The organism is Pseudoalteromonas sp. SG44-8, assembly GCF_014164125.1.
GTDB classification, from domain to species: domain Bacteria; phylum Pseudomonadota; class Gammaproteobacteria; order Enterobacterales; family Alteromonadaceae; genus Pseudoalteromonas; species Pseudoalteromonas rhizosphaerae.
The window spans coordinates 465,214-489,421 of record NZ_JACJEQ010000001.1 but is presented as its reverse complement, the minus strand read 5'-3'; the positions used below and the strand labels follow the sequence as shown (position 1 = coordinate 489,421).

Sequence of the window (24,208 nt, the reverse complement as noted above, 5' to 3'; positions counted from 1 at the left end):
CCTAGTAAATCAAATTGCCAATTGGATTGAGTAACTTACTCAGTCCCTTCTTAAAGTGTAGAGCACTACTGACTACTGTGTAACATAAACAACCTTTTTCTGTGATCGGGGTATGTTGATGACGACCATCGAGCCACATAAAGTCGCCAGGCACATATTGACCCTCTTCATCACTAAACTCGCCATCAAGTAATAAAGTCAATTCGAAACCAGTGTGAGTATGTTCAGGGATTTCTCCACCAGCATCAATGTGCAATAAGCTAGAACGTAACGCACCATCATCTAGATCGATACGAGAACGTGATAATTTCCCCATTTGCATAAATTTGCTATGTGAAATACGGGCAAGAGCACGGGGCAATTGATAATTTTGCTGATTAACAAGGATAGTTTGAGGCGCGACCTTGTATACCTCATCAGCAGTTACATCTGCTGTAATTGCATCAATTAATGATAATTCATCAATAGCTAAATCTGTAGTTTGAGGATGCTCATCATCAGTGCCAAACACATCTACGGCATTGTTTGCTTCAATGCGTTGCACTTTTTCTTTACAGCAACTACACATATCAAGATGAATAGCGACGGCGACGTTTATACTTGCCGGTAATGACGCATTACAATACTGCGCTAATAGCGCATCGCTTGGGTGATGTTTAATCATTGCGGTCTCCCATTTCATTGCGTAATTTTTGTAACGCTAAACGTAAACGTGACTTCACGGTACCAATTGGAATGTTCAATTGTTCTGCAAGTTGCTCTTGTGACATATCTTGAAAATAAACGCCTTTAACCACATCGCGTTGAGCTTGGGGTAATTTATCTAGGTAATTTTTTATTTGTTGATTTTCAAGATGATCACTAAATTCATAGTCAGCATTATCATGTTGCTCAACTAACGGCCAAATATCTTCGCTAATATTATCTTCTTTATTACTTTTCATTTTTCTGAGCATATCAAATGATGCGTTTCGCATTACGGTATATACCCACGTTGTAGCAGCGCCTTTATCATTATTATAGAGATGTGCTTTTCGCCACACGGAAGTAAGCGTGTCTTGTACTAATTCCATCGCTTGTGCTTCTGAGTTAAATTGCTTGATACCAAAGCGTTTTATTTTTGGTGAAAAGTACGCAAATAAATAAGCGAATGCTTGTTTATCGCGATTAGCTGCAACCGCAGATAATGCATCAGCAAGTTCTTTGCTTGGCGTTTGTGGCATGGCAGTGTAATTACCTGTGTTAGGTTCACAACGTGTTGAAAGTTGTTGACTCACCATCATAATATTCCCATTAGTGTTCTTGCTTATTCAATACGCAGGGCAACTAAATTAAGATCATATTAATTAGGAAAATTCGTTATTAATCACAGTATGAAGGAAAGAGTGAATATTCGCAAAGTCTGATTTAAAGGCAAGCTGTTGTTTTTTATCAATTGAAATAGGTAATAATTCAAGCCATCTAGCAATAACCCAGTTCAAATCATCAAAGTGTGTCTGGCGATATAAATCGGTTAATTCTGTATTAACATCAAACAACTGCTCTAAAGCAGTTACTAAATATGTATCATCGCGATCTAAATTATGGGGTTGTTCAAACCAAAAGGGCATTGTAGGTGCTGATAGCTGACCGAAACGTAGCTGCTGCTTATCTTCAGTTACATCAGTTAACTCAACTACAGATTTAGCTACCACATCAATCAGTAATTGCCCTTGTTGATCTTGTGAAAAGTCAATAATATCCACTAAGCATCCATACTTAGGAACGTTGAGATGACTATCAACATCATACTGGCAAAGAACAAATCCATGATCATTTTTAAGTGATTCTTTTACCATATCAAGATAACGAGGTTCGAAAATTCTTAACCGCGTATACCCACTTGGTAAAATAAATACAGGTAATGGAAAGATTGCACGTTTCATAAGGCTCACTACATCAGTTTAACTATGCATTACGTTACGTGCACTGCAGCAAACAAGATCAATGTTACTGATTATTACTTATCGGTATCCCCTTAGCCTATGTTTAGCCACTGCCCTACATTACGTAACAATTCAACTGATGCATACGCACTTAACAAGCTTACAACGGGTGCTAACATTAAAGCTAATAATCCTAATTCGCTGCTCATTACTTTAACCCTCAACTTTTACTGCATTGCTAGTTGCAACGAGTTGTGATGTATTTTCAGCTACACCTACTTCAGCTGATTGCTCGCTTTGCTGAGAAAACAGTTCGGTTAACATTTTTTGCGAATCACTAAACAATGACTGTTTTAATTTGCTTTGTAATTCATTACTCGTACTTTCAATGTATTGTGCAATGCTGCTTGATAGCGTTTGAGTAATATCTAATTGACCGTCATTTGCACTTGCTTGTGTAGAACCAACAACCAAAAGTGCTGCAACAGATAGTTTAATAATGCTTTTCATGATGGTATTCCCTATTGTGTTATTAAGTTAGTCGCTATTACTTAATCAAAGGTTGTGCCAACCACGAAATAAATTTTAACTAATTGTTTTTTATGCACTTTAAATCACACAAGTGCATAACCTATTGATGATGTGAATTTTAAAACCATTCAAATTGGTTAAAAAAACCAAAATATAGTCAATAAATAAGCATTGAAAGTTTCAGCGTACACTTGTACACTCAAATCCAAATTAATGTTTTATGATGAGTATGTCATGTCGGTTGAACCCGCTTATTCTAAAAAAGAAGAGCAACTTAATAGCCTGTCTCACGGCGCAGGCGTTATATTTTCATTGTTTGTATTGTGGGAGCTTACCGGCAAGACACACACGATTGAAGCAACGGTCAGTGCAATTGTTTATGGCGGTAGTTTATTGTTGCTGTTTTTATCATCTACGCTTTATCACAGCAGTAGCAGCATAGGTGCGCGGGCTTTTTATAAAAAATGTGACCACTGTGCTATTTATATTTTGATTGCAGGCACTTACACCCCTTTTTTAGTACTCTCATTAACCGGAATTTGGTCGATTTTAACGCTGGTATTTATATGGTCTTTAGCACTTGGCGGAGTGTGCTATAAATTAATGGTGAAAAAACAAAACAAAAAGGTGTCTTTATCAACATATTTATTAATGGGTTGGTTTGCAGTTGCAATTGTCTACCCGCTTTATTTAAATGTGCCAGTAAACGCACTATGGTGGTTACTCAGTGGAGGGATTTTGTATAGTCTCGGCACACTCTTTTATAGTGCTAAAAGTCGTCAATATAGCCACGCACTTTGGCATGTATTTGTGATTGCAGGCTGTGTTTGTCACTATATTGCAATCAGCCGCTATATTATTACGGTCGGTTAAATTTTTTAATTAGTCCCACTGAAATTGACGCATATTAACACGACCATTTTTAAAAATTACGCCTTCACTTTGCAGTAATTGATATTGCTTTTGGTACTGCGCTGTCCCTTCAGGAAAAGAAATTTTACCTTGGCTGTTGATCACTCTATGCCAAGGTATGCTTGAATCTTTTGGCATTAACTTTAATAACCGCCCTACTAGCCGAGCATTATTTAGCAATCCTGCCATTGCCGCTACTTGTCCATAACTGGCTACTTTTCCTGGCGGTATATTCGCCATCACAGTATAAATTTTGTCTTCTTTACTGGCTTGCATTTACGACCCTAAAAACGTTTTACTTAACTGCTTAAAATCTTGCCACACGGCTCTTGCCACGGGTCCATGATGAGTGGCATTTTGTCGGAATACTCTGATCTGTGCGCTAAAAGTATTTTCTCTGTCTAGTATTTTAATTTGTTGTAATACACCACTTTCAAGTTCATTTTGACAATGCGCTAAACTCATCATTGCCCAGCCAGCTCCCGATAATAAAAACGATTTTAAAGTTGATATATCATCAATTTTCATCATGGTAGAGCCTTTTGAATACGATAAACGATCAGAGTCAAAACTCATATCACTTTCAAACATCGCTAAACAAGGAAAGTTCTGTAATTGTTGATAAGTTACTTTATCTGGCACTAATCCTGTCACACTAACAATACCAATATCGAGCTTGCCAATCGGTAAACTTTCTAAATCGCCTGTAGCATGAAACAAATCAAACCACGGACCAATCCCTAAGTCTGCTTGTCCTTTATTAACTTGCTCAAGAGAAACAAAGCGTTTTCCGCTGGTTACACTAAACTCGGTGCTGGTATGTTTAACAAAAGCATTGCAAATAATATCGTTATACAGTGCTTGGTGACATAACTGCTCATAACAAATTTTGTAATTTGCTTCATTACCAAGTGCAAGTTCACTGGCCAGTTGTGCTAAATGTGCCTGAGCATCTAATAATAATGCTGCTTCGCGATGATAAATACGACCCTTTTCAGTTAATTGCAATCGATAATGGCTACGATCTAACAATTCAAAACCAAGCTCAGCTTCAAGTTTCTTAATAGCTAACGTTAAAGCTGGTTGCGATTTATACAGTGCTAAAGCAGCTTGCGACAAGCTTTGAGTGCGAACAATGGCATCAAGCATTTTTAACTGCACTAAGTTCATAATGGTCCAACTTAAAATCATAAATTTTATTTATGATCTTTTTAAAATTTAATAATTTTTATTTTATATGTTCGCGGCGTATGCTGCATCTAATTTATGTTTTCATAGCCACGGAGAAGACCATGAAACTGTCGCCAGTTTTAATTATATCAACATTAATACTGAGTTTAGTCGCCTGTAAAGAATCAAATACCGACACTCACGTCGAACAAGCTATTCGTCCAGTAAAACTATTTGAAATTGATACTAACTCAGATCAGACAATACGCAGTTTTCCGGCAGAAGTAGTGGCAAATCAAGGCTCTTATTTGGCGTTTAGAGTTAACGGTGAGTTATTAGAGTTCCCGGCATTGGCAGGTCAACATGTTGAAAAAGATCAACTCCTTGCCAAGTTAGACCCTGAAGATTTTCAACTGCAATATGATGAGCGAAAAGCACGTTTTGAATTGGCGCACTCGCAACTTGAACGCGTACAAAAACTATTTAATAAATCAATTACCAGTCAATCCGAACTTGATCAGGCACTTGCCAATAAACAGGTAGCTGAGTCGGCATTAAAAATTGCAAAAACCAACTTAGATAATAGCGAATTACGTGCCCCTTTTAGCGGCACCGTTTCCAAAGTGTTTGTTAAAAACTTTGAGAATATCCAAGCAAAACAAAACATTCTTCGCTTAGAAACCCGTGATTTAATGGATGTGATCATTCAAGTACCCGAAAAACTAATCGCCCGTATTGATAAAGACATTGACTATCAGCCAAGCGTGGTTTTTGACGGTTTCCCAAATAAATCATATACCTTAATGATTAAAGAATTCGACACCCAAGCAGATCCAGCCACATTAACTTACAAGGTGGTATTTTCATTACCAGTGCCTAAAGATTTTAACCTGTTGGCAGGCATGACCGGCAGTGTAGATATTGATCTAAGTAAAGTTACTCACTCGCAATCACACTATATTTTACTCCCTGTTGAAGCGGTGTTCTCTGAACCAACACAGCCTACTAATAACAGCTATGTCTGGCTATACGATCCACAGACTGGCAAGGTGAAAAAGCAAGCTGTTGAAGTTGGCCAATTACATCGACGTGGTATTGAAGTGCTTGCTGGTTTAGAGCAAGGTCAAACTGTGGTCGCGGCTGGTGTTCACTACCTTAAAGAAGGCATGCAAGTACGTCCGTGGCAAAAAGAGCGAGGCTTATAAAATGAGCATTGCTGAACTTGCCATAAAACAAAAGGTCGTCAGTTGGATGTGCGCGCTATTACTATTAATCGGTGGCGTAGTATCTTATTTAGGACTTGGTCAGCTTGAGGACCCTGAATTTACAATAAAAAAAGCCATGGTGATCACCTTATATCCTGGCGCTTCACCACAACAGGTAGAAGATGAAGTTACTTTTCCGATTGAAAATGCAATTCAACAATTGCCGTATGTGGATTACGTAACCAGCATTTCATCTCCAGGGAAATCACAAATTACCGTTGAAATGAAAAGCAACTATCGCAAACAAGACTTACGACAAATTTGGGATGAGCTACGGCGCAAGATTAACGATAACGCTTCATCACTGCCAAGTGGTGTATACCCAAGTACCATTTTAGATGATTTTGGCGACGTATACGGCGTAATGTATGCCGTCACTGGCGATGGTTACTCTTATGACGAACTAAAAAACTATGTTGATTACTTAAAGCGCGAACTGGTACTCGTTGACGGCGTAGGTAAAGTGACCGTCAGTGGTGAACAACAAGCACAGGTGATGGTTGAAATATCGACGCGTAAGCTGGCGCAGCTTGGTATTGCACCAACTAGAATTTATCAATTATTGCAATCACAAAATACCGTATCGAATGCAGGTAAAATACGCGTAGGCGATGAATCAATTAGACTGCACCCAACAGGCGAATTCAAAGACGTAAAAGAGCTCGAAAATCTACTGATCTCAAAACCAGGTGAAAATGAACTGATTTACCTCGGTGACGTTGCAACGGTGTTTCGTGAATACGCCGAAGTACCTAATAATGTAATCCGTTTTAACCAGCAGCAAGCCTTGCTCGTTGGCGTATCGTTTAGCAGTGGTGTAAACGTTGTGGATATAGGCGATAACATTAAAGCGCATTTAGCATCGCTTGAATATCAGCGCCCCCATGGCATGGAAATAAATACCGTTTATAACCAACCTGTTGAAGTCGAAAAATCAGTCAATGGCTTTATCATCAGCTTACTCGAAGCTGTCGCTATCGTTATTGTTGTCCTGCTTGTCTTTATGGGCTTTAAAAGTGGCGTACTGATCGGGGCAATTTTATTGCTGACCGTATTAGGTACATTCATTTTCATGAAACTGTTTGCGATTGATTTACAACGTATCTCTTTAGGTGCACTGATCATTGCATTAGGAATGTTGGTTGATAACGCCATCGTAGTCACTGAAGGTATTTTAATAAACCTAAAGCGAGGGCAAACAAAGATAAAAGCAGCGGCTAATATAGTGGAGCAAACAAAGTGGCCTTTACTTGGCGCAACCGTGATTGCTATTACTGCATTTGCGCCAATTGGCTTAAGCTCTGACGCTAGTGGGGAATTTGCCGGCAGCTTATTTTGGGTATTATTTATCTCATTATTATTAAGCTGGATCACTGCCATTACCTTGACTCCTTTCTTTGCTGACTTAATGTTTAAAGAAACAGAGCTCAAGCAGCAAAGCCATGATGAAGACCCATATCAAGGTGTGATCTTTAATCTATATAAAAGTTTATTAAGCACCTCGATGCGTTTTCGTAAAACCACTTTATTGTTGATGGTCGTTTTATTAGCTAGCTCTGTTTTTGGCTTTAAGTTTATTAAACAAGCGTTTTTTCCAGCTTCTAACACGCCAATGTTTTACGTAGATTATTGGCATACACAAGGGGCTGATATTCATGCCACTTTAGATGGCGTCGCCAAACTCGAAGCATTCTTACAAAAAGATGAGCTGGTCGAAGAAGTAACATCAACGATAGGCCAAGGCGCACCACGGTTTATGTTGACCTACGCACCTGAAAAATCATACCCAGCTTATGGTCAATTAATTATCCGTGTAAAAGACCGCGAAGCAGTGGCGACGATGATTGCAAAAGTTCGCGACTATGAATACAACCATGTATTTGATGCCAAGCTTAAAATAAAACGTATGGAAATAGGCCCTTCTACTGATGCTAAAATAGAAGCGCGTTTTTCGGGGGCTGATCCAGTAGTGCTTCGCCAATTAGCTAAACAAGCAAAAGAAGTGCTAGCAAAAGATGCCGGTGCTTATAATATTCGTGATGATTGGCGTGAACGCTCAAAACTCATTCGCCCGCAACTTAACGAACAAAAAGCGCGGCGTCTGGGTATCGCTAAAACAGACTTGGACCAACTATTATTAACCAGTTTTTCCGGTAAAAAAGTCGGCATTTACAAAGATGGTACTCAACAGATCCCCATTATTGCCCGCTCACCTGCACAAGAGCGTCTTAATGTTGAAAGCCTCCGTGACCTACAAATATACAGCCCAGTATTAGGCGTATTCGTGCCAGTTACTCAAGTGGTGGATGAGTTTGTTGTACAGTGGGAAGACAGCCTAATAATGCGCCGCGATCGCAAACGTACTATTACAGTAATGGCCGATCATGACGTAATAGGCGATGAAACACCCGCTAAACTATTTTCAAGAGTCAGGCCAGGTATTGAAGCAATTAAACTCCCTAATGGCTATGAATTACAATGGGGCGGTGAGTTTGAATCATCAACAAAGGCAAAAAAAGCTATTTTTGGCTCGTTACCTTTGGGCTATTTAGCGATGTTTGCAGTCACTGTGTTGCTATTTAACTCAGTAAAAAAACCACTGGTTATTTGGGCCACAGTACCTTTAGCAATCATCGGTGTCAGCGCCGGCTTGCTAGTGATGAACGCCGCATTTAGTTTTATGGCGCTACTTGGGTTATTAAGCTTAAGCGGTATGTTGATTAAAAATGGCATTGTGTTGGTAGATCAGATCAACCTTGAGCTCAGTGAAGGCAAAGAGCCTTATCAAGCAGTATTTGATTCCGGTGTAAGCCGTGTGCGCCCCGTTGCGATGGCAGCAATCACCACCATTTTAGGAATGATCCCATTATTATTTGATGTGTTCTTCCAATCAATGGCGGTGACGATTATGTTTGGTTTAGGCTTTGCAACCGTGTTGACATTAATCGTAGTGCCGGTGCTTTATACCGTGCTATTTAAAATTGAGGTGCCAAAAGCAAAATAACTGAGGTTTAAATAAAACCAGGAGCACAATTTATGTTGTTCCTGGTTTTACAATTTGATCTTATTTTTTAAGGCTTAATGTGCCTGTGCGAGTGGTGCTATTTCTTCTTGCAGGTTTGGCGTTAGTTTGGTCATTTTTAGAATCAAAACGGCCTTGTTTGACATGCTTAGCAAAATCACGCTTTTTATCGTTTTCTTTGTAAGGCGTGCGTGCTTGTTTCGGCTTGCTGATATTCGCAGGTTGTTTGTTCTCATCCACTGATAACTCTTCGGTTTTGCCCGAGTCGGCAATCGAATTATTAATCTCAGCCATTTCTTGCTCAGTTAAATGGCGCCACTGGCCAACATTTAAGCCTTTTAACGTGACATTCATAATACGTACGCGTTTTAAGGTGACCACTTCATAGCCCAAGTACTCGCACATACGACGAATTTGACGATTCAAACCTTGCGTTAATACAATAGTAAATTGTTGCGGTCCTGTTTGTGTAACTTTGCATTTTTTCGTGACTGTATCTAAAATTGGTAAACCACCTGCCATCTTATTCACAAACTGACGATTTAATGGCTTGTCGACTGTAACAACATATTCTTTTTCATGATTATTGCCAGCACGAAGAATTTTATTGACGATATCCCCTTCATTTGTCAGAAATATCAACCCTTCTGATGGCCGATCTAAGCGACCAATTGGAAAAATACGATCTGGGTAGTTAACCGCTTTGACGATATTACTTTGAATTTTACGCTCAGTTGTACAGGTTATACCAACGGGTTTGTTGTAAGCGATGTACGCCCGTTTCGGCACTTTCTTCAGCGGCTTACCATCAATCAGTACCGTGTCAGACAATGCTACTTTGACACCCATTTCCGGTCGTATACCATTGACAGTAACACGACCATCTTCAATATATTTATCCGCTTCGCGTCGTGAACAAAAACCGGTGTCACTAATAAATTTATTTAATCGTTTTAAGTCTGTCATGAGCCAAATTCACATTAATTTTAAAGGCCGATATTGTATACCCAAACCACCTTAAGATGCGAGCGCAGTTGAATTTAAAAGCGATTTAGACAAGGCACAGATTGCAAACAATAGAAGCCACTTGTTAAAATTAATCACGCAGTATAAAGCGCTGTTAAACCAACTATTAGCCTTTTCACAGCAAGCACCTAGTCGGTTTGTTTATACTTAAACGATTGCTCTGTTTTACGGTATGTAGGTTTGCGCTAATTTTAACCTACAGTGACAGAGAAAAAATTACCACACTATTTGCAGTAGCTTCAACTCAAGCAGCATTTGTATACTTTCGCCAAATAAATTCCATTGGACCTTGCTTAAAATAACGCGAATAAATCACACTAAAGCTAAGTTGAAAAATGACTAAACCACTCACTAATACGTAATATTCTAAATGATTAAAGCTTAGCACCCAGTGCGGATAAAAAACTTTAAACAACACTAACAAGCAAATAGTTTGCATTAGATATAAAGTTAATGCGAGCCTTCCTGCACGCTGCAATGCAATAAAGTGAAAGTCATGTTTTGTCGTCAGCCTTACCACAAAATGAATAATTAATAGGGCTGTGAATAATGCTGCAAACCAGCTTACGGGTTCTTTTAATGCACTAATAAATAAGCTAGATTGATATTCAAAACTGATCCTAATCGCACTTAACAGTAGCGCAATTGACAAAACTCTGATTTTGCTTAATTTAGTTAAACCAGTCTCAAACAGTTTATTTTTATAGCCATAAATACCGAATAGCATTAATCCTGCAGCCATCCACAAAGTGATCAGCGGAAGTGCAATGAGCATCACGATAAACATCACACTATTATTGACAAAAATAGTTAATGCCGATCCTCGTGAAGCATTATAACTTGCTAAAAAATCGGCTGAATCTCGATAGATAGTCAGTGTGGGGTCAATTAAGGCTATCAAAAAAGTTATCGCTGCGGCTAATGATAGAAATTGCCAACCGCGTTTTAATAACATCTCGTCACTCGCATCAAGGTACTGTATGACCAACCAACCTGCGCATGCATAGATAAACAAAATATCACCAGCCCACAACAAAAAGCCATGTAGTAAACCAAACACGGCCAATACTTTTAAGCGTTTTTGCAATTGCTCAACCTGCTGGTAACGCTGCCACTGAATATATAAGCCAGCACCAAAGAGTAAGCAAAATAAGCTGCGAAAGCGGCCGTCAATAACACTAAGGCTCACCCATTGAATAACATGATCCGAAAAAGGCGGGGACTGTAATGGTACGTAACCAAATTCAAATAAACCAAAGGAATAGGCATTCATGTACATTAAGCCAAGCACAGCAACACCACGAATAACATCCATATTTTGATTACGCATTATTGGGCTCGACTTATTAGTTGTGCTTATGTATGTTTGACCAGTCTAGCGCATCTCGATAAAACTTCGGCAGTAAATCACTATTTATGTTAATAAATACAACTGCTTGCTCCATAGCCCACCAGCTACCTGATTCATACGCTTTTACTGTTGCAAGGATATAATACAGGGTGTTTTTTTCTTCCATTAGAGCGTCTTTGATTGGTTCTGGAAATGGTAAACGAAGGAGTAATTGCTCCATTGGGCGATCTAATATTGCATCCAACAACGAAAAAAGACCGGTTAAAAAGGCACTATTCGCTTGCGAAGGCGCTATCTTTTTCGCTATCAGCTCACAAAATCGGGCCCGAATGATACACATTTTGATCAATTCGTTAGGTTTCGTTTGTGCAACGTGAGCGGTGATAATCAAGCTAACAAACTTCTTTATATGATCATGACCTAAATAAACTAAAGCCTGTTTGAGTGACTCTATTTCTTTTTGGACAGGAAACACACCGCTGTTGATCAATCTTAATAACTTAAATGCTAACGCTGTATCTAATTGAAACAATCGCGCAATCGCATTGATATCAGGATGCTCTTTCATAACTTGTGCATAGATGGTCAAGGCTAATGCATAGTTTATATCAATGTCTCTTTGTTGAATGACTACCGGCTTGGCAAAAAAATAACCCTGAAAATAATCAAAGCCCATCTTATGAGCTATTTTAAAATCATCAATAGTTTCGACTTTTTCGGCAAGCAACTTTAGCTTTTTGTATTTTTGCAGCCGTCGAATAAGCGGTTCAATTTGCTGCAAAGGAGTTATTTGAATATCAAATTTGATTAATTTAACAAGTTTTAAAAACCTTTCCCACTTAGGCTCATATACAAAATCGTCAAGTGCTAACACAAAGTTTTTATGAAACAGCGCACGACATAGCTGGTAGTTTTCTTCAGTCGGCTCAATTGTTTCGAGCAACTCAAGTACCACATCTTGCGAAGGCAAAAATGCACATAAATCCATTTTTAAAGAATCAGGACCGATATTTATCAGTGCTTTTTTACCAGAAGTAATATGTCGAGTGCCAAAATTAAGCTGATTTTCCATGATCAGTTTCGCCGTTGCGACACTTTCTTCAATATCCGGAAAATAATTATCACTACTATTACGAAACAACAATTCGTAGGCAACTACATGTTGACGACGATTGAATATTGCTTGGCGCGCAACAAATACTTGCACTTTTTCACCCTTAAACTCGACTATTGATGGTTAGTTACAAAATAAAAAACAATACTAAGTAACTAAATCATAATGTTATTACAATCCATTATAGCTAGTAAGATGATAAATAGCAGTATTAATTATAAAGTTTACTAATATAGTCCTTTGCTACGTGGGACCATGTAAAGCGAGCAGCCTTTGCATTGCTGACAATTTCGACCCATTGTTTAGGTTGTTCTTGTTTCAGAGTAAGAGTATTAGCAAAGCACGTTACTAGCGCCTCGCTTTGTGTTTGTAATGTGTCACCACTAAAACTAAAACCATTTTCCATATGTGTAATGGTATCCTTTAAGCCACCAACTTGGTGCACTAAACAAGGCTGTCCAGCTCGCATAGCTAGCATTTGGCTAATACCGCACGGTTCAAAGGAGCTTGGCATCAAGAATAAGTCTCCTAACTCATACAGTAATTCGCCAACGTTATTACCATAACCCTTTAAAAACAATAGGTTACTATTACGCGCCATGGCGGCTGTCATGACATCTTCAAGGGCCGCGTCACCGGAACCTAAAATTATCATACGTCCTTGCTGTTCATTTAACTTTTCACACAATGCATCAAGCACTTGCTGGTTTTCGTAGGGTTGGCGCAGTAACAAAGCTTTTTGATCGGTTAGGCGTCCAACACTGGTGACTAAAGGCCCTTTAACTGGCTGCTCAATAAACTGCTGTAACCGCTGATGCGCTATATAGTAACTGCTTCGCAGGTTAACTTCTTTAGCCATCCAAGCAAACAATGCCTGCTCTATTTCAAAGTATAATTGTGATAACGTACTGCTTATCTGCACATTTTGATTGTGCTCAGTGTACTCACAGCCATTTAATATTCCGACGACTTTATTGTTTGCCATCGCATTATTCAAATCGCGCTCTAAACCTTCGCCACCAAAAAAGCCGTTATGCGGTGCACTGGCTTGCAATACTTCTAGTGCGTAGCTTGGAGATACTAAATGTATCTTATCAACTAAATTGATAGCGCTGCGCATCGGATTAAAGCAATGAGGATAACGCGGATCGCATAATACCTCGCCGTTATAACTTAACGCCGGAAACCATGCTTCTAAACTTGAATCATCTCCTTTGAATGGGCGGATCCCTTGCAGTGCAATATTGTGTACTGTAAATATACTACGCAAAGAAGAAAAAGATGCAAACCGATGATCAAACTTTAACAATACCGCCACACACGCACTGTGCCAATCATGCAAATGCAACACATCGGGACGAGTGATCACACCTTGCAATAGCGCTTCACACACTGCAGCATTAAATAATGCAAACTTAGTGGCATCAGTGGCAAAAGGTCGGTCACCATCATCATTACAGTATACAGCGCCATGGTGCTGGCTAAATAACGGATGTGACATTACTAATTGCCTGACTTGCTGCTGATCTACATATACTTGCGACACTTGAACATCATAAATATATCCTGCAAAGGGCACATGGAGCGTGCCTAATTGCACACGCTCTAACGCGGTAAAACCATAATCTGGAATAACCACGTCAACGGTTAAGCCAAGCTCCGCTAATGCTTTGGGACAATCTCGTAGTACATCTGCAACACCACCCACTTTGGCATTTGGTAAAGCGTCATTTTCGGCCGCAACCATTAATACATGCATCTTTTTCTTACTTCCTACAACTGTATGATATTTAAGCTAACTGTTTACTCTCACGCTCTTGGCGCTCAAGCTTTTTGGAAAGTTCTGTGAGCATTTCACGAGTCACTAATACAATGCCCTTTTTAGACACTCTAAAACCATTTTCCTCGTCGACCTTACGATCAAAACCGATTTCAACACCCGCAGGCACTTCACAACCGCGGTCGATAATAGCACGACGAATGCGACAATTACGTTGAATAATTGCACCTGGTAATATCACCGACTCTTCAATTTCACAGTATGAACGAATATGTACATTAGAAAATAACAGTGATTTACGAACCACCGAGCCTGAAATGATACAGCCGCCTGAAACGGTTGAATCTACAGCCATGCCACGTCTGTCGTCATTATCAAAAATAAACTTAGCGGGTGGCAGTTGTTCTTGGTAGGTCCAAATAGGCCAAGTTGGATCGTATAAATCCAGCTGTGGTTCTGGCATCACCAGCTCCATGTTTGCTTCCCAAAATGAGTCCAGTGTACCCACATCGCGCCAATAAGGTTGGCCGTCATGACCAGGCTCTCGAAATGGAAAAGCAAATACATTATGCTCTTCAATAATTGCCGGAATAATATCATGGCCAAAATCACGGCCTGAACCTTCGTTTTCTGCGTCTTTTTTTAGTTGTTCAAATAAGAACTCAGTATTAAATACATAATTACCCATTGATGCTAAGCAAGTCCCCGGACGACCAGGAATTGAACTTGGCATTTTCGGTTTTTCGTCAAAACGACGCACTCGCTTTTCTTCATCTACCGTCATCACACCAAATGTTTCTGCAGCTTCCTCGCAGGGAACTTCTATACAGCACACTGTCATGTCCGCACCAGTTTCTACATGTTTTGCCAATAAGCCACCGTAATCCATACGGTAAACATGATCGCCAGATAAAATCATTACATATTTAGGTAACTCATGACGGATAATATCCATATTTTGGAACACCGCATCAGCAGTGCCGCAATACCATTCGTCACCATAACGCTGTGATGCAGGTAATATCTCTACAGATTCACCCAGTTCCTTTTTAAAATGACCCCATGCACGGTTAACATGGCGGATCAGCGAGTGCGATTTATATTGTGTTGCAATCCCAACACGACGAATACCTGAATTAATACAGTTTGATAGCGGGAAATCGATAATACGATGTTTGCCACCAAAATAAACCGCCGGTTTGGCCCGCCAATTTGTTAATTCATGTAAGCGTGAACCTCTGCCCCCTGCTAAAATCAGTGCGTAGGTTTCTCGTGTCAGACTACTTATGTAGCGATTTGCATAACTTGGCATAATTTATCTCCGTATTAATCTTTGCTATTGCTTACGGCTGTGTCGGCCGAACTAGATGTTGTTAATGCTTCTAAATGCCAAATATCATCACTGTATTGGCTGATCGTTCTATCACTTGAAAAAGTACCACTGGCCGCAGTATTTAAAATACTCATTTGCGTCCAATGCTGTTGATCTTGATAAGCGTGTTCAACAGCTTTTTGAGCTTGTACAAAACTATCAAAATCGTGGGCAACCAACCAAGGATCATGAGGACTTTTGATTGCACCAATAATGTCGTCAAATAAACCAGGTTCGAATAAATTAAAGTGCCCACTTTCAAGTAATTGCATAACATTCAGTAAGTCAGGTGTATTATGAATAATATGTAATGGGTTATAGCTTTGTTTTATTCCTTCAATTTGCTCAGCTTGTGCACCGAATAAGAAGAAGTTATCAGCTCCTACTGCATCGCGAATTTCTATGTTAGCACCATCTAAAGTGCCAATTGTCAGCGCACCATTCATCATAAACTTCATATTACCAGTACCAGATGCTTCTTTACCTGCGGTTGAAATTTGTTCAGACAAGTCTGTTGCGGGGCAAATAGTTTCCATTGCTGTAACATTATAATTTGGTAAAAATGCCACCCGTAAATAAGGCTGAGCAAGTGGATCTTTGTTGATCACATCTGCAACATTATTAATTAGCTTAATAATGCGCTTAGCCATGTAATACCCCGGTGCTGCTTTGCCTCCTAGTAATACACAGCGTGGCACTAAATTGGCGGTATCGCCACGACGAATACGGTCATATAGGTGAATAATGTGTAATACATTCAGTAATTGGCGCTTATACTCATGAATTCGTTTAACTTGCACATCAAATAGCATGCTAGTATCAAATTCAACACCACAACGTGCTTTGACTAAATCAACTAGCCGTTGTTTGTTTTCAAGTTTGACGCTTTGCCATTGTTTATGGAATTTAACATCATCATAATAGCGACGCAGCTGGCTAATTTGCGCAAAATCCCTCACCCAATTTTGACCAATTTTTTCACCAATCAACTGGGTTAGTTTAGGGTTACAATGAGCTATCCACCGCCTTGGCGTTACACCATTAGTTTTATTGTTGAATTTTTCAGGCCACAATTCATAAAAAGTTTTAAACAAACCTTCTTTAAGTAATTCTGTGTGCAATGCTGCTACGCCATTAACTGAAAAACTGCCAACAATGGCTAAATACGCCATTCTTACTTGTGGATCTGAGCCTTCTTCAATTAAAGATAACGCTTGTTGTTTTGCAACATCACCCGGCCATGCCAACGCAACTTGAGCAAGAAAGCGCGCATTTATTTCATAAATTATTTCAAGAATACGCGGTAATAAACGCGCAAATAATGACACAGACCACTTTTCGAGCGCTTCTGGAAGCAACGTATGATTGGTATACGCCATGGTTTTTGTGGTGATCTGCCATGCAGCATCCCAATCCAAGTCATAATCATCAATCAGCAATCGCATTAACTCTGCAACAGCAATACTTGGGTGGGTGTCATTAAGTTGAAAAACATGAAAATCAGCAAAATCACTAAACTTTTCACCATGCTGTGATACCCATAGACCAACAATATCTTGTAAGCTCGCCGACGATAAAAAGTATTGCTGCCTTAAACGTAGCTCTTTACCATTTTCGCTGCTGTCATTAGGATAAAGTACCATGGTGATTTGTTCGGCAAGGTTTTTATGCGCGACGGCTTCTGAGTAACTACCGGCGTTAAACTCACCTAAATCAAACTCATCAGTGGCTTCTGATTTCCAGAGTCTGAGGGTGTTAACTATGTCATTTTTATAGCCAGGGATCGGCACATCATAAGGGACAGCTAATACATCTTCAGTGTCTAACCATTGTCGATGAATGCGTCCGTTCTTATCAGTATAACTTTCAACATGGCCAAAAAACTTAACACGCTTGGCTTGCTCTGGTGCGCTCAGCTCCCATGGATGCCCTTCACGTAACCAATTATCAGGCTGCTCTATTTGATGGCCATTTTCGATTGACTGGTTAAACATGCCGTATTCATAACGAATACCATAACCGGTTACAGGTAATGCTAAACTCGCACAACTATCTAGAAAACAAGCAGCTAAGCGGCCTAAACCACCATTACCTAACCCAGCGTCATGCTCTGCTTGCGCAACATGTTCAATGTGAGCGCAATAATTATTAAGTGCAAGTTTGACTTGCTCTTCTAAATCTAAATTTAAAATGGCATTACCTAGTGCTCGGCCCATTAAAAACTCAAGTGATATATAAGCCGTTTTACGACGCTTTTCACTGTGCATTTGCTGTTTTGTTGCTCGACAACGAGCGACTAATCGATCGCGAATTGTCAACGCTAGTGCGTTATACAAATACAGTTGAGACTTTCCGACCTTATCGCGCCCAAGGGTATAATAGAAATGGCGTGATAAATCATCTTCAAGCGTACTTTCATCTATTAAAGGGGCATCTTGCCAACCTTTAGCAACACACATTTGTTCACCATTATTCGCCATTACATTCGTCCTCTAAATTGGCTGTAAAAACCCAACTGCTTTGTGCAGCAACCTCAAACTGTTCTGTATTTTTAACCATTGCTTGATCAACACTGCTAAGCGCTAAACGCCATACCGATAAATCGTGATTAGCAGGTAATTGACATTTAACTGCCACATTACTGGCATTCAAAATAATGAGTAATGCCGTATTTAGTTGTGTATCTTTTAAGCTATACATCAAAAACTGTTTTGAACCATCATGCCAGTCACTTTCTTGCATGGCTTGGCTTTGCTCGGTATACCAATCAACACTAAATCGCTTATCGCTATCGTGTAAAAATACACTGTGTTTAAACACACAGTGTTGCTTTCGTAAGGTCAATACATCGTCAATAAAACGAATGAGGCTGTGGCTACGCTGCGAGTCTTTCCATGCCAGCCAACTAGTGCGGTTATTTTGACAATAAGCATTGTTATTCCCTCCTTGCGAGTGCCCCATTTCACTGCCTGATGACAGCATAGGCACCCCTTTGGAAAGTAGTAAGGTAAGTAAAAAGTTTTTTTGTTGTTGTAACCGCATGGAGGTAACTTTTAAATCATCAGTAAAGCCTTCAACACCGCAATTAAACGAATAATTAGCACTGTGCCCATCGCGGTTTTGTTCACCATTTGCTTCGTTATGCTTTTGTTCGTAACTCACTAAATCGGTTAAAGTAAAGCCATCATGACTGGTTATAAAATTAATACTATTTAATGGCCCACGGTGATTATGATCAAACAAATCAAAAGAGCCATGTAAACGTTTTGCAAGATCAGCCAGCATATTGTGCTGCCCTTGCCAAAAGCGCCTAACAACATCACGGTATTTATCATTCCACTCACGCCAAGGCGCAGGAAATGCTCCCAATTGATAACCACCAGGGCCTATGTCCCAAGGCTCAGCAATTAATTTCACTTGGCTTAACACTGGATCTTGATTGATTGCTTGTAAAAAACTATGGGTTTGGCTAAAGCCATGCGGCGTCCGTCCAAGAATAGTTGCTAAATCAAACCTAAAACCATCAACACCCATTATTTCTACCCAATAACGTAAGCTATCGAGTACCATTTTCAAGCTAAATGGGTCGTCTATATTTAAGGTATTACCACACCCAGTGTCATTGATATAAACTTCAGGGTTATCGTTAACACTACGGTAATAACCAGGGTTATTTAGGCCGCGCCAAGATAACAAAGGACCGTCGCTACCAGCCTCTGCGGTGTGGTTGTAAACCACATCTAAAATCACTTCAATACCCGCTTGATGAAGTTTAGTAACCATTTGTTGAAATTCACCAATTTCATCAGTTACTAAGTAATCTTTATTTGGTGTAAAAAAATTTAATGTATTGTAACCCCAGTAGTTTTGCAGGCCTTTGGCGGTTAAAAACTGTTCGCTAATAAAACTATGTACCGGTAACAATTCTAAAGTGGTTACGCCAAGTGTACGTAAATGCTCTATAAAACTGGGATGGCTCAAGCCCAAATAGGTACCTTGTAGCTGACTTGGAATAGAGGGATGTCGTGCTGTGGCGCCTTTAACGTGACATTCATAAATAACCGTTTCTCCCCAACTATGGCCCGGTTTTTTACCTTGATAAGGCTGCAGCTGTGTGACTTTAGATTTAGGGATATCAATGGCGTTATTTACCGTACTCAAAGTACCTTTAGGCATTTGCCCATAGTGGCGTTCACTCCAGGTAAACTCACCAAATAAATCTTTTGCATAGGGATCAATTAACAATTTTTGGCTATTAAAAAACAATCCTTTTTTAGTTTGATATTCACCTTCTGCGCGATAACCATATAAAGTGCCCATAGCCAGTGGGGTTATATGTAAACTCCATATCCCCCCTTCATTATTATTCATTGCTAACTTTAAAACTTCGGTATGACCACTGGCATCAAATAAACACACATACAACTGTTTAGCCAATGGCGCATAAACGGCAAAATTTACACCGTTTGTTAATACACTGGCTCCCAGCGGAAAAGTTTGCCCTTTATTTAATTCAATCGATAAACTCATCAGCCACCCTTTTTAAATAAACCGTCGCAAGCGCTGGCAGTGAGAGTTTAATACTATGTTGATGCCCGTGGCATGGAGTTGCTGTACTAGTTGTTTTAGCTGATTGCCCACACACTTGTACTCCAGAACCAAATAACTGTTCATCATCGGTATTTAAAATTACTTCAAATTCACCTGAGCTTGGCACACCAATACAATAATCATGATAAACCGTTGGTGTGAGGTTACTTACCACAACCACGTAATTACTGGCTTTCTTAGCAAAGCGAATAAAACTAAAAATACTCTGTTGAGCATTTTGATTATCGATCCAGCTAAAACCTGACGGTTCAGTATCTAGCTGATGTAAAGCTGGAACTTCGCGATATACTTTATTGAGCTGCGCGATAGTTCGTTGCACACCTTGATGCGATAGATGCTCAAGCAAATGCCAATCAATTGATTGATCATGATTCCACTCGCTACGCTGGGCAATCTCACCGCCCATGAACAGTAATTTTTTGCCCGGATGCGCCCACATAAATGCATAGTACGCGCGTAAATTTGCAAATTTTTGCCAATCATCACCAGGCATTTTTTCAATTAATGAGCCTTTACCGTGCACCACTTCATCGTGGCTCAAAGGTAAAATATAATTTTCACTATAGGCATACACCATCGAAAAAGTTAATTCATGATGATGATGTTGGCGATATAATGGATCGCGTTGCATATAGTGAAGGCTGTCGTTCATCCAGCCCATATTCCACTTGTAGCCAAATCCTAAGCCATCATGATTCACCTGACGGGTAACACCAGGCCACGCTGTTGACTCTTCAGCCACCATCATAATGCCGGGGTTATTAGCATAACAACGTAAGTTAACTTGCTTTAAACACTCAATAGCACCAAGATTCTCGCGCCCGCCAAACTTATTCGGGATCCACTGTCCATCTTCACGACTGTAATCAAGGTACAGCATTGAGGCAACAGCATCGACACGTAATCCATCAATGGCAAATTCTTCTAACCAATACATTGCATTAGCAACTAAAAAGCTGCGGACCTCTGGGCGATCATAGTTGTAGATATAGGTATTCCAATCTGGATGGAAACCTTGACGCACATCGGCATGTTCAAATAAATGTGTGCCATCAAAACGATGCAAGCCATGCGGATCACTTGGGAAGTGGCCTGGAACCCAATCAATGAGTAAACCAATGTTAGCTTGGTGACATTGCTCTACAAAATAACGAAAATCATCCAAACCGCCAAACCGACTCGTTGGTGCAAATAAGCCAACTGGCTGATACCCCCAAGAACCATCAAATGGAAATTCACTGATCGGCATAAGTTGGATATGCGAAAAGCCTTGTTCAGTGACATAATTAATTAACCGCTGTGCTAATTCTTGATAAGTTAAATAACGATCTCCCTCTTCTCGCTGCCAAGAACCTAAATGCACTTCATAGATAGAGATAGGTGCATCAATCGCGTTGCGTTTAACACGCTGACGTTGCATTTTATCAGTTAGTTTAATTGCTGCGGGCCGAGTTTGAAGTACTGAAGCAGTGCCTGGTGCTTGCTGCATTTTAAATGCAAATGGATCAGCCTTTTCGAGCACTTCGCCACTGAGAGTTGTTATAGAAAACTTATAACACTGACCTTCATTGAGCTCTGGAATAAATAAGTCCCAGACTCCAGACGCAGGGTTAAAACGCATAAAGTGTTGGCTTTGCTGCCAGTGATTAAATTCGCCAATAACTGAAACACTGCTAGCATTAGGTGCCCAAACACTAAAACGTACACCTGAAACACCTTTAAAATCAATAAAGTGGGCACCAAGATGGCGATGTGCGTGCTCTAATGTGCCTTCATTAAATAAGTACATAGCACTATCATCTAGGCTGCTATCAAAACTATACACATCTTCACAAATAACCTGACAATCGCTGTAATCTACCACTAGCTGATAGGCTGAAATATCTTGATTATCAAGCTGTGCTATAAATAAATCTGAATCACCATAGCGTGTGCTAACAATCATTTGCTGAGGCAGTTTTATCGTTACTTTTGTTGCCCCGGGCATATAACAGCGTATTTCACTGTGCGTGTCAGTAATTGCATGTACGCCTAAAAAACTAAACGGATCTTTAAAACAGCCACGCTTTAAAGCATTAACTTGTTGATCATAGTGCTGTGACTTTGCGGTTTTACGAACAATACTGTTCATTTAATTAGTCCTTATGGAATTAATAGCACTGAGGAATGCACTGTGACGTGTGAATATTTGTTCACTTGAATGCGTTAATACCCGACGCCAATTAGGGTATTCTTGATCCGTTCCAGGAATGTTTACAGGTAACGTTTGCTCATCTAAATCATCGAGCTGGATAGTAAATAACCGCGCTGGTGAAGCGGCCAAGCCTAAGGTCAGCGCCTGATAAACATCACTTGCTGTACTATCTAAAAACAAGGTGTGTGCTGCACATCCTGACAGAAAACGCAGTAGTCGTTGTTTTTCAATATCTCGGTCTGCACGCAGTTGAGTTAACTGTTGTTCATCAATTAATTGATATTTTAATTTCAAAGTAAGATCAAGCCCCTGCCACCAACCAAAGAAAGGCGGTACATCATGGTTTGCAACCATTAACAATGATTGTGGCGCAAATGACTGGGCCGATAAAAATTCACCTTGATAATCTTTTTCAAAATAGAATAAGCTATTTGAAAATATTGCTTTATCTGCAAGTGCAGCTTTCACCTCTGGTGGAACAACCCCAAGATCTTCACCAATGACAATACATTGATTCAAATGGGATTCTATTGTCAGTACCGCTAATAAATGCTCAAATGGATAATACACATAGCAACCATCTTGTTGCTGTTGATGCTCGAAACACCACCATAAACGGCGAATTGCCATAACATGATCGATACGCAAACCACCGACGTTTTCCATATTTGCGCGGATCAATGCTCGGTAGTAGCTAAAATTATTATCACTGAGCTTAATCGGATTCAGTGCTGGCAATCCCCAGTTCTGGCCATGCTCTGCCCATGGATCAGGCGGTGCGCCTACATAAGCAGAATCGGTAAATAACGATTGTTGATTGAGAAACTCGCTGCCATCGCCGGCGCAACCCACCGCTAAATCATTGATCAAACCAATACTCATTCCCTGCTCTCGGGCGGTAGTTTGGCATAATTTTAATTGCACATATGCTTGCCATTGCAAGTAGTAAGCAAAGTCGCTGTCAGTAACTTTTAAGGTCGCAAGTGTCGCACCATGTTGTTGACAAAAATCACTAAAGTGTTGTTTGCGGTGCTTACTCCCATGCATACAAAAATGCTGGTATAGCAAGTTAAAGGCTGCGTATTTGAACTCACTCACTGCACTGTAATTAATATACTGCGACTGCAGAGTCCGCTTTTTAAAGTCACTCGCATAGTTGCTTTGTAAATACGCAGTGATATTGGGGTTATTAATGCTGTCATCGCATAAATCAATTGATATATAGAGTGGATTTAATAATGCACGATTATTCGGGCTATATGGACTTGCTCGCTCTGGTTGCTCAGAAAATAATAAATGCAGTGGATTGAGTAAAATATAATCCAGTTTATGACTTGCTGCTTGCTCTGTCAGCGATAATAAATCGGCAAAATCGCCTATCCCTAGTGCTGCATTATTTTTTAAACTGTAAAGTTGAATTGAAAGCCCACTTTGTTTTTTATCCGTCACTTGAAAGCTATATTTAGGTGTCACCCACAGTTGAGTTTCAGCCGTTAAACCTGCAACGTTAATGCTTGCATCATGATAACCAGTAGGCAATGCTGGAAGCGGGAAAATGAGCTCTAAATAAGTGACGTCGTTAAACAAATAATCGCCACTGCATTGTAAATCAGCTAATTGGTGAGTAATGCTGGGCAAATCAAGCTGCGCAAATGATACGGTACATTGTTGCCCTAACATACGCTTATCAATACGCACTTTAACGGCTGGTTGTTCAGCACATACCAAACTACAATCGGGTACTAATTGCAGCCATTTATTGGCATCTAAGCTGATATTTAAATGAGAAATTTGGGCGTGATCCGTAACATCAACACCACAACAACTGAGTGCCGCACTGCGGGTTGCATCGCTAAAAACCACGTGTTCACCAGTATACTTGGTGTATTCATAGCCAATACCATGTAGATAAAAAAGCTGTGAAAGAGACTCCAT

At 39.9% G+C, this 24,208-nt stretch carries 18 protein-coding genes; 3 read left to right on the top strand and 15 right to left on the bottom strand.

The genetic code is table 11. From position 1 onward, the window contains the following. Window position 1 precedes the first annotated feature (1 nt). The 4 genes from H5163_RS01975 to H5163_RS01960 form a co-directional block, all read right to left on the bottom strand. Window positions 2-664 carry a ChrR family anti-sigma-E factor gene (locus H5163_RS01975; RefSeq protein ID WP_145235871.1) on the bottom strand — a complete coding sequence of 221 codons (663 nt, stop codon included), beginning with the start codon at window positions 662-664 and terminating at the stop codon, window positions 2-4. Further along, window positions 657-1,280, bottom strand: a complete 624-nt coding sequence (locus H5163_RS01970; protein WP_145236307.1) for a sigma-70 family RNA polymerase sigma factor — start codon at window positions 1,278-1,280, stop codon at window positions 657-659. The genes H5163_RS01975 and H5163_RS01970 overlap by 8 nt, the downstream gene beginning before the upstream one ends. A 66-nt stretch (window positions 1,281-1,346) precedes the next feature. Beyond that, window positions 1,347-1,925 (bottom strand): LON peptidase substrate-binding domain-containing protein, encoded by a 579-nt coding sequence (locus tag H5163_RS01965; protein ID WP_145235874.1) that lies wholly within the window; start codon window positions 1,923-1,925, stop codon window positions 1,347-1,349. A 213-nt stretch (window positions 1,926-2,138) separates the two neighbouring features. Then, window positions 2,139-2,435 (bottom strand): hypothetical protein, encoded by a 297-nt coding sequence (locus H5163_RS01960; protein ID WP_145235879.1) that lies wholly within the window; start codon window positions 2,433-2,435, stop codon window positions 2,139-2,141. 255 nt (window positions 2,436-2,690) lie between these two features. Between H5163_RS01960 and H5163_RS01955 the strand changes: the two genes are divergently transcribed. Then, window positions 2,691-3,329, top strand: coding sequence for a hemolysin III family protein (locus H5163_RS01955; RefSeq protein ID WP_182734151.1), 639 nt, complete (start codon window positions 2,691-2,693; stop codon window positions 3,327-3,329). Window positions 3,330-3,338: 9 nt separating this feature from the next. On the opposite strand, the gene H5163_RS01950 is transcribed toward H5163_RS01955, so the two are convergent. Next, on the bottom strand, window positions 3,339-3,644 hold the full coding sequence (locus tag H5163_RS01950) for an MGMT family protein (protein ID WP_145235885.1): 306 nt from the start codon (window positions 3,642-3,644) through the stop codon (window positions 3,339-3,341). Further along, window positions 3,645-4,538, bottom strand: coding sequence for a LysR family transcriptional regulator (locus tag H5163_RS01945; RefSeq protein ID WP_145235888.1), 894 nt, complete (start codon window positions 4,536-4,538; stop codon window positions 3,645-3,647). A 122-nt stretch (window positions 4,539-4,660) separates the two neighbouring features. Here H5163_RS01945 and H5163_RS01940 point away from each other — a divergent pair, with 122 nt between their 5' ends. Continuing rightward, window positions 4,661-5,743, top strand: coding sequence for an efflux RND transporter periplasmic adaptor subunit (locus H5163_RS01940; protein WP_145235892.1), 1,083 nt, complete (start codon window positions 4,661-4,663; stop codon window positions 5,741-5,743). 1 nt (window position 5,744) lies between these two features. Further along, window positions 5,745-8,807 carry an efflux RND transporter permease subunit gene (locus H5163_RS01935; protein WP_145235895.1) on the top strand — a complete coding sequence of 1,021 codons (3,063 nt, stop codon included), beginning with the start codon at window positions 5,745-5,747 and terminating at the stop codon, window positions 8,805-8,807. 60 nt (window positions 8,808-8,867) lie between these two features. Here H5163_RS01935 and rluF read toward each other — a convergent pair whose 3' ends face one another. The 9 genes from rluF to malQ form a co-directional block, all read right to left on the bottom strand. Continuing rightward, window positions 8,868-9,791 carry a 23S rRNA pseudouridine(2604) synthase RluF gene (gene rluF, locus H5163_RS01930; RefSeq protein WP_145235899.1) on the bottom strand — a complete coding sequence of 308 codons (924 nt, stop codon included), beginning with the start codon at window positions 9,789-9,791 and terminating at the stop codon, window positions 8,868-8,870. Between the two features lie 304 nt (window positions 9,792-10,095). Then, window positions 10,096-11,181 carry a DUF418 domain-containing protein gene (locus H5163_RS01925; protein ID WP_145235902.1) on the bottom strand — a complete coding sequence of 362 codons (1,086 nt, stop codon included), beginning with the start codon at window positions 11,179-11,181 and terminating at the stop codon, window positions 10,096-10,098. 16 nt (window positions 11,182-11,197) lie between these two features. Then, window positions 11,198-12,409 carry an EAL and HDOD domain-containing protein gene (locus tag H5163_RS01920; protein WP_182731590.1) on the bottom strand — a complete coding sequence of 404 codons (1,212 nt, stop codon included), beginning with the start codon at window positions 12,407-12,409 and terminating at the stop codon, window positions 11,198-11,200. Between the two features lie 118 nt (window positions 12,410-12,527). Beyond that, on the bottom strand, window positions 12,528-14,075 hold the full coding sequence (locus H5163_RS01915; RefSeq protein ID WP_182734149.1) for a glycogen synthase: 1,548 nt from the start codon (window positions 14,073-14,075) through the stop codon (window positions 12,528-12,530). Between the two features lie 31 nt (window positions 14,076-14,106). Then, window positions 14,107-15,408, bottom strand: coding sequence for a glucose-1-phosphate adenylyltransferase (gene glgC, locus H5163_RS01910; protein WP_145235911.1), 1,302 nt, complete (start codon window positions 15,406-15,408; stop codon window positions 14,107-14,109). A gap of 14 nt (window positions 15,409-15,422) precedes the next feature. Next, on the bottom strand, window positions 15,423-17,948 hold the full coding sequence (locus H5163_RS01905) for a glycogen/starch/alpha-glucan phosphorylase (protein WP_182734147.1): 2,526 nt from the start codon (window positions 17,946-17,948) through the stop codon (window positions 15,423-15,425). Then, entirely contained in the window at window positions 17,938-19,998 is a 2,061-nt protein-coding gene (gene glgX, locus H5163_RS01900) for a glycogen debranching protein GlgX (RefSeq protein ID WP_182734145.1), read from the bottom strand. Before glgX ends, H5163_RS01905 begins: the two co-directional genes overlap by 11 nt. After that, window positions 19,982-22,210 (bottom strand): 1,4-alpha-glucan branching protein GlgB, encoded by a 2,229-nt coding sequence (gene glgB, locus H5163_RS01895; protein ID WP_182734143.1) that lies wholly within the window; start codon window positions 22,208-22,210, stop codon window positions 19,982-19,984. Before glgB ends, glgX begins: the two co-directional genes overlap by 17 nt. Continuing rightward, the gene (gene malQ, locus H5163_RS01890) at window positions 22,211-24,208 is read right to left on the bottom strand and encodes a 4-alpha-glucanotransferase (protein WP_182734141.1); all 1,998 of its coding nucleotides are present in this window, start codon (window positions 24,206-24,208) and stop codon (window positions 22,211-22,213) included.

Excerpts from the sequence above, each read along its gene's own strand:
- H5163_RS01955 (WP_182734151.1), top strand. The coding sequence starts at position 2,691 with ATGTCGGTTGAACCCGCTTATTCTAAAAAAGAAGAGCAACTTAATAGC.
- glgC (WP_145235911.1), bottom strand. The coding sequence starts at position 15,408 with ATGCCAAGTTATGCAAATCGCTACATAAGTAGTCTGACACGAGAAACC.
- rluF (WP_145235899.1), bottom strand. The coding sequence starts at position 9,791 with ATGACAGACTTAAAACGATTAAATAAATTTATTAGTGACACCGGTTTT.
- H5163_RS01975 (WP_145235871.1), bottom strand. The coding sequence starts at position 664 with ATGATTAAACATCACCCAAGCGATGCGCTATTAGCGCAGTATTGTAAT.
- H5163_RS01940 (WP_145235892.1), top strand. The coding sequence starts at position 4,661 with ATGAAACTGTCGCCAGTTTTAATTATATCAACATTAATACTGAGTTTA.
- glgB (WP_182734143.1), bottom strand. The coding sequence starts at position 22,210 with ATGAACAGTATTGTTCGTAAAACCGCAAAGTCACAGCACTATGATCAA.
- H5163_RS01925 (WP_145235902.1), bottom strand. The coding sequence starts at position 11,181 with ATGCGTAATCAAAATATGGATGTTATTCGTGGTGTTGCTGTGCTTGGC.
- H5163_RS01945 (WP_145235888.1), bottom strand. The coding sequence starts at position 4,538 with ATGAACTTAGTGCAGTTAAAAATGCTTGATGCCATTGTTCGCACTCAA.
- H5163_RS01905 (WP_182734147.1), bottom strand. The coding sequence starts at position 17,948 with ATGGCGAATAATGGTGAACAAATGTGTGTTGCTAAAGGTTGGCAAGAT.
- H5163_RS01915 (WP_182734149.1), bottom strand. The coding sequence starts at position 14,075 with ATGCATGTATTAATGGTTGCGGCCGAAAATGACGCTTTACCAAATGCC.
- H5163_RS01950 (WP_145235885.1), bottom strand. The coding sequence starts at position 3,644 with ATGCAAGCCAGTAAAGAAGACAAAATTTATACTGTGATGGCGAATATA.
- H5163_RS01970 (WP_145236307.1), bottom strand. The coding sequence starts at position 1,280 with ATGGTGAGTCAACAACTTTCAACACGTTGTGAACCTAACACAGGTAAT.
- H5163_RS01965 (WP_145235874.1), bottom strand. The coding sequence starts at position 1,925 with ATGAAACGTGCAATCTTTCCATTACCTGTATTTATTTTACCAAGTGGG.
- H5163_RS01960 (WP_145235879.1), bottom strand. The coding sequence starts at position 2,435 with ATGAAAAGCATTATTAAACTATCTGTTGCAGCACTTTTGGTTGTTGGT.
- glgX (WP_182734145.1), bottom strand. The coding sequence starts at position 19,998 with ATGAGTTTATCGATTGAATTAAATAAAGGGCAAACTTTTCCGCTGGGA.
- malQ (WP_182734141.1), bottom strand. The coding sequence starts at position 24,208 with ATGGAGTCTCTTTCACAGCTTTTTTATCTACATGGTATTGGCTATGAA.
- H5163_RS01935 (WP_145235895.1), top strand. The coding sequence starts at position 5,745 with ATGAGCATTGCTGAACTTGCCATAAAACAAAAGGTCGTCAGTTGGATG.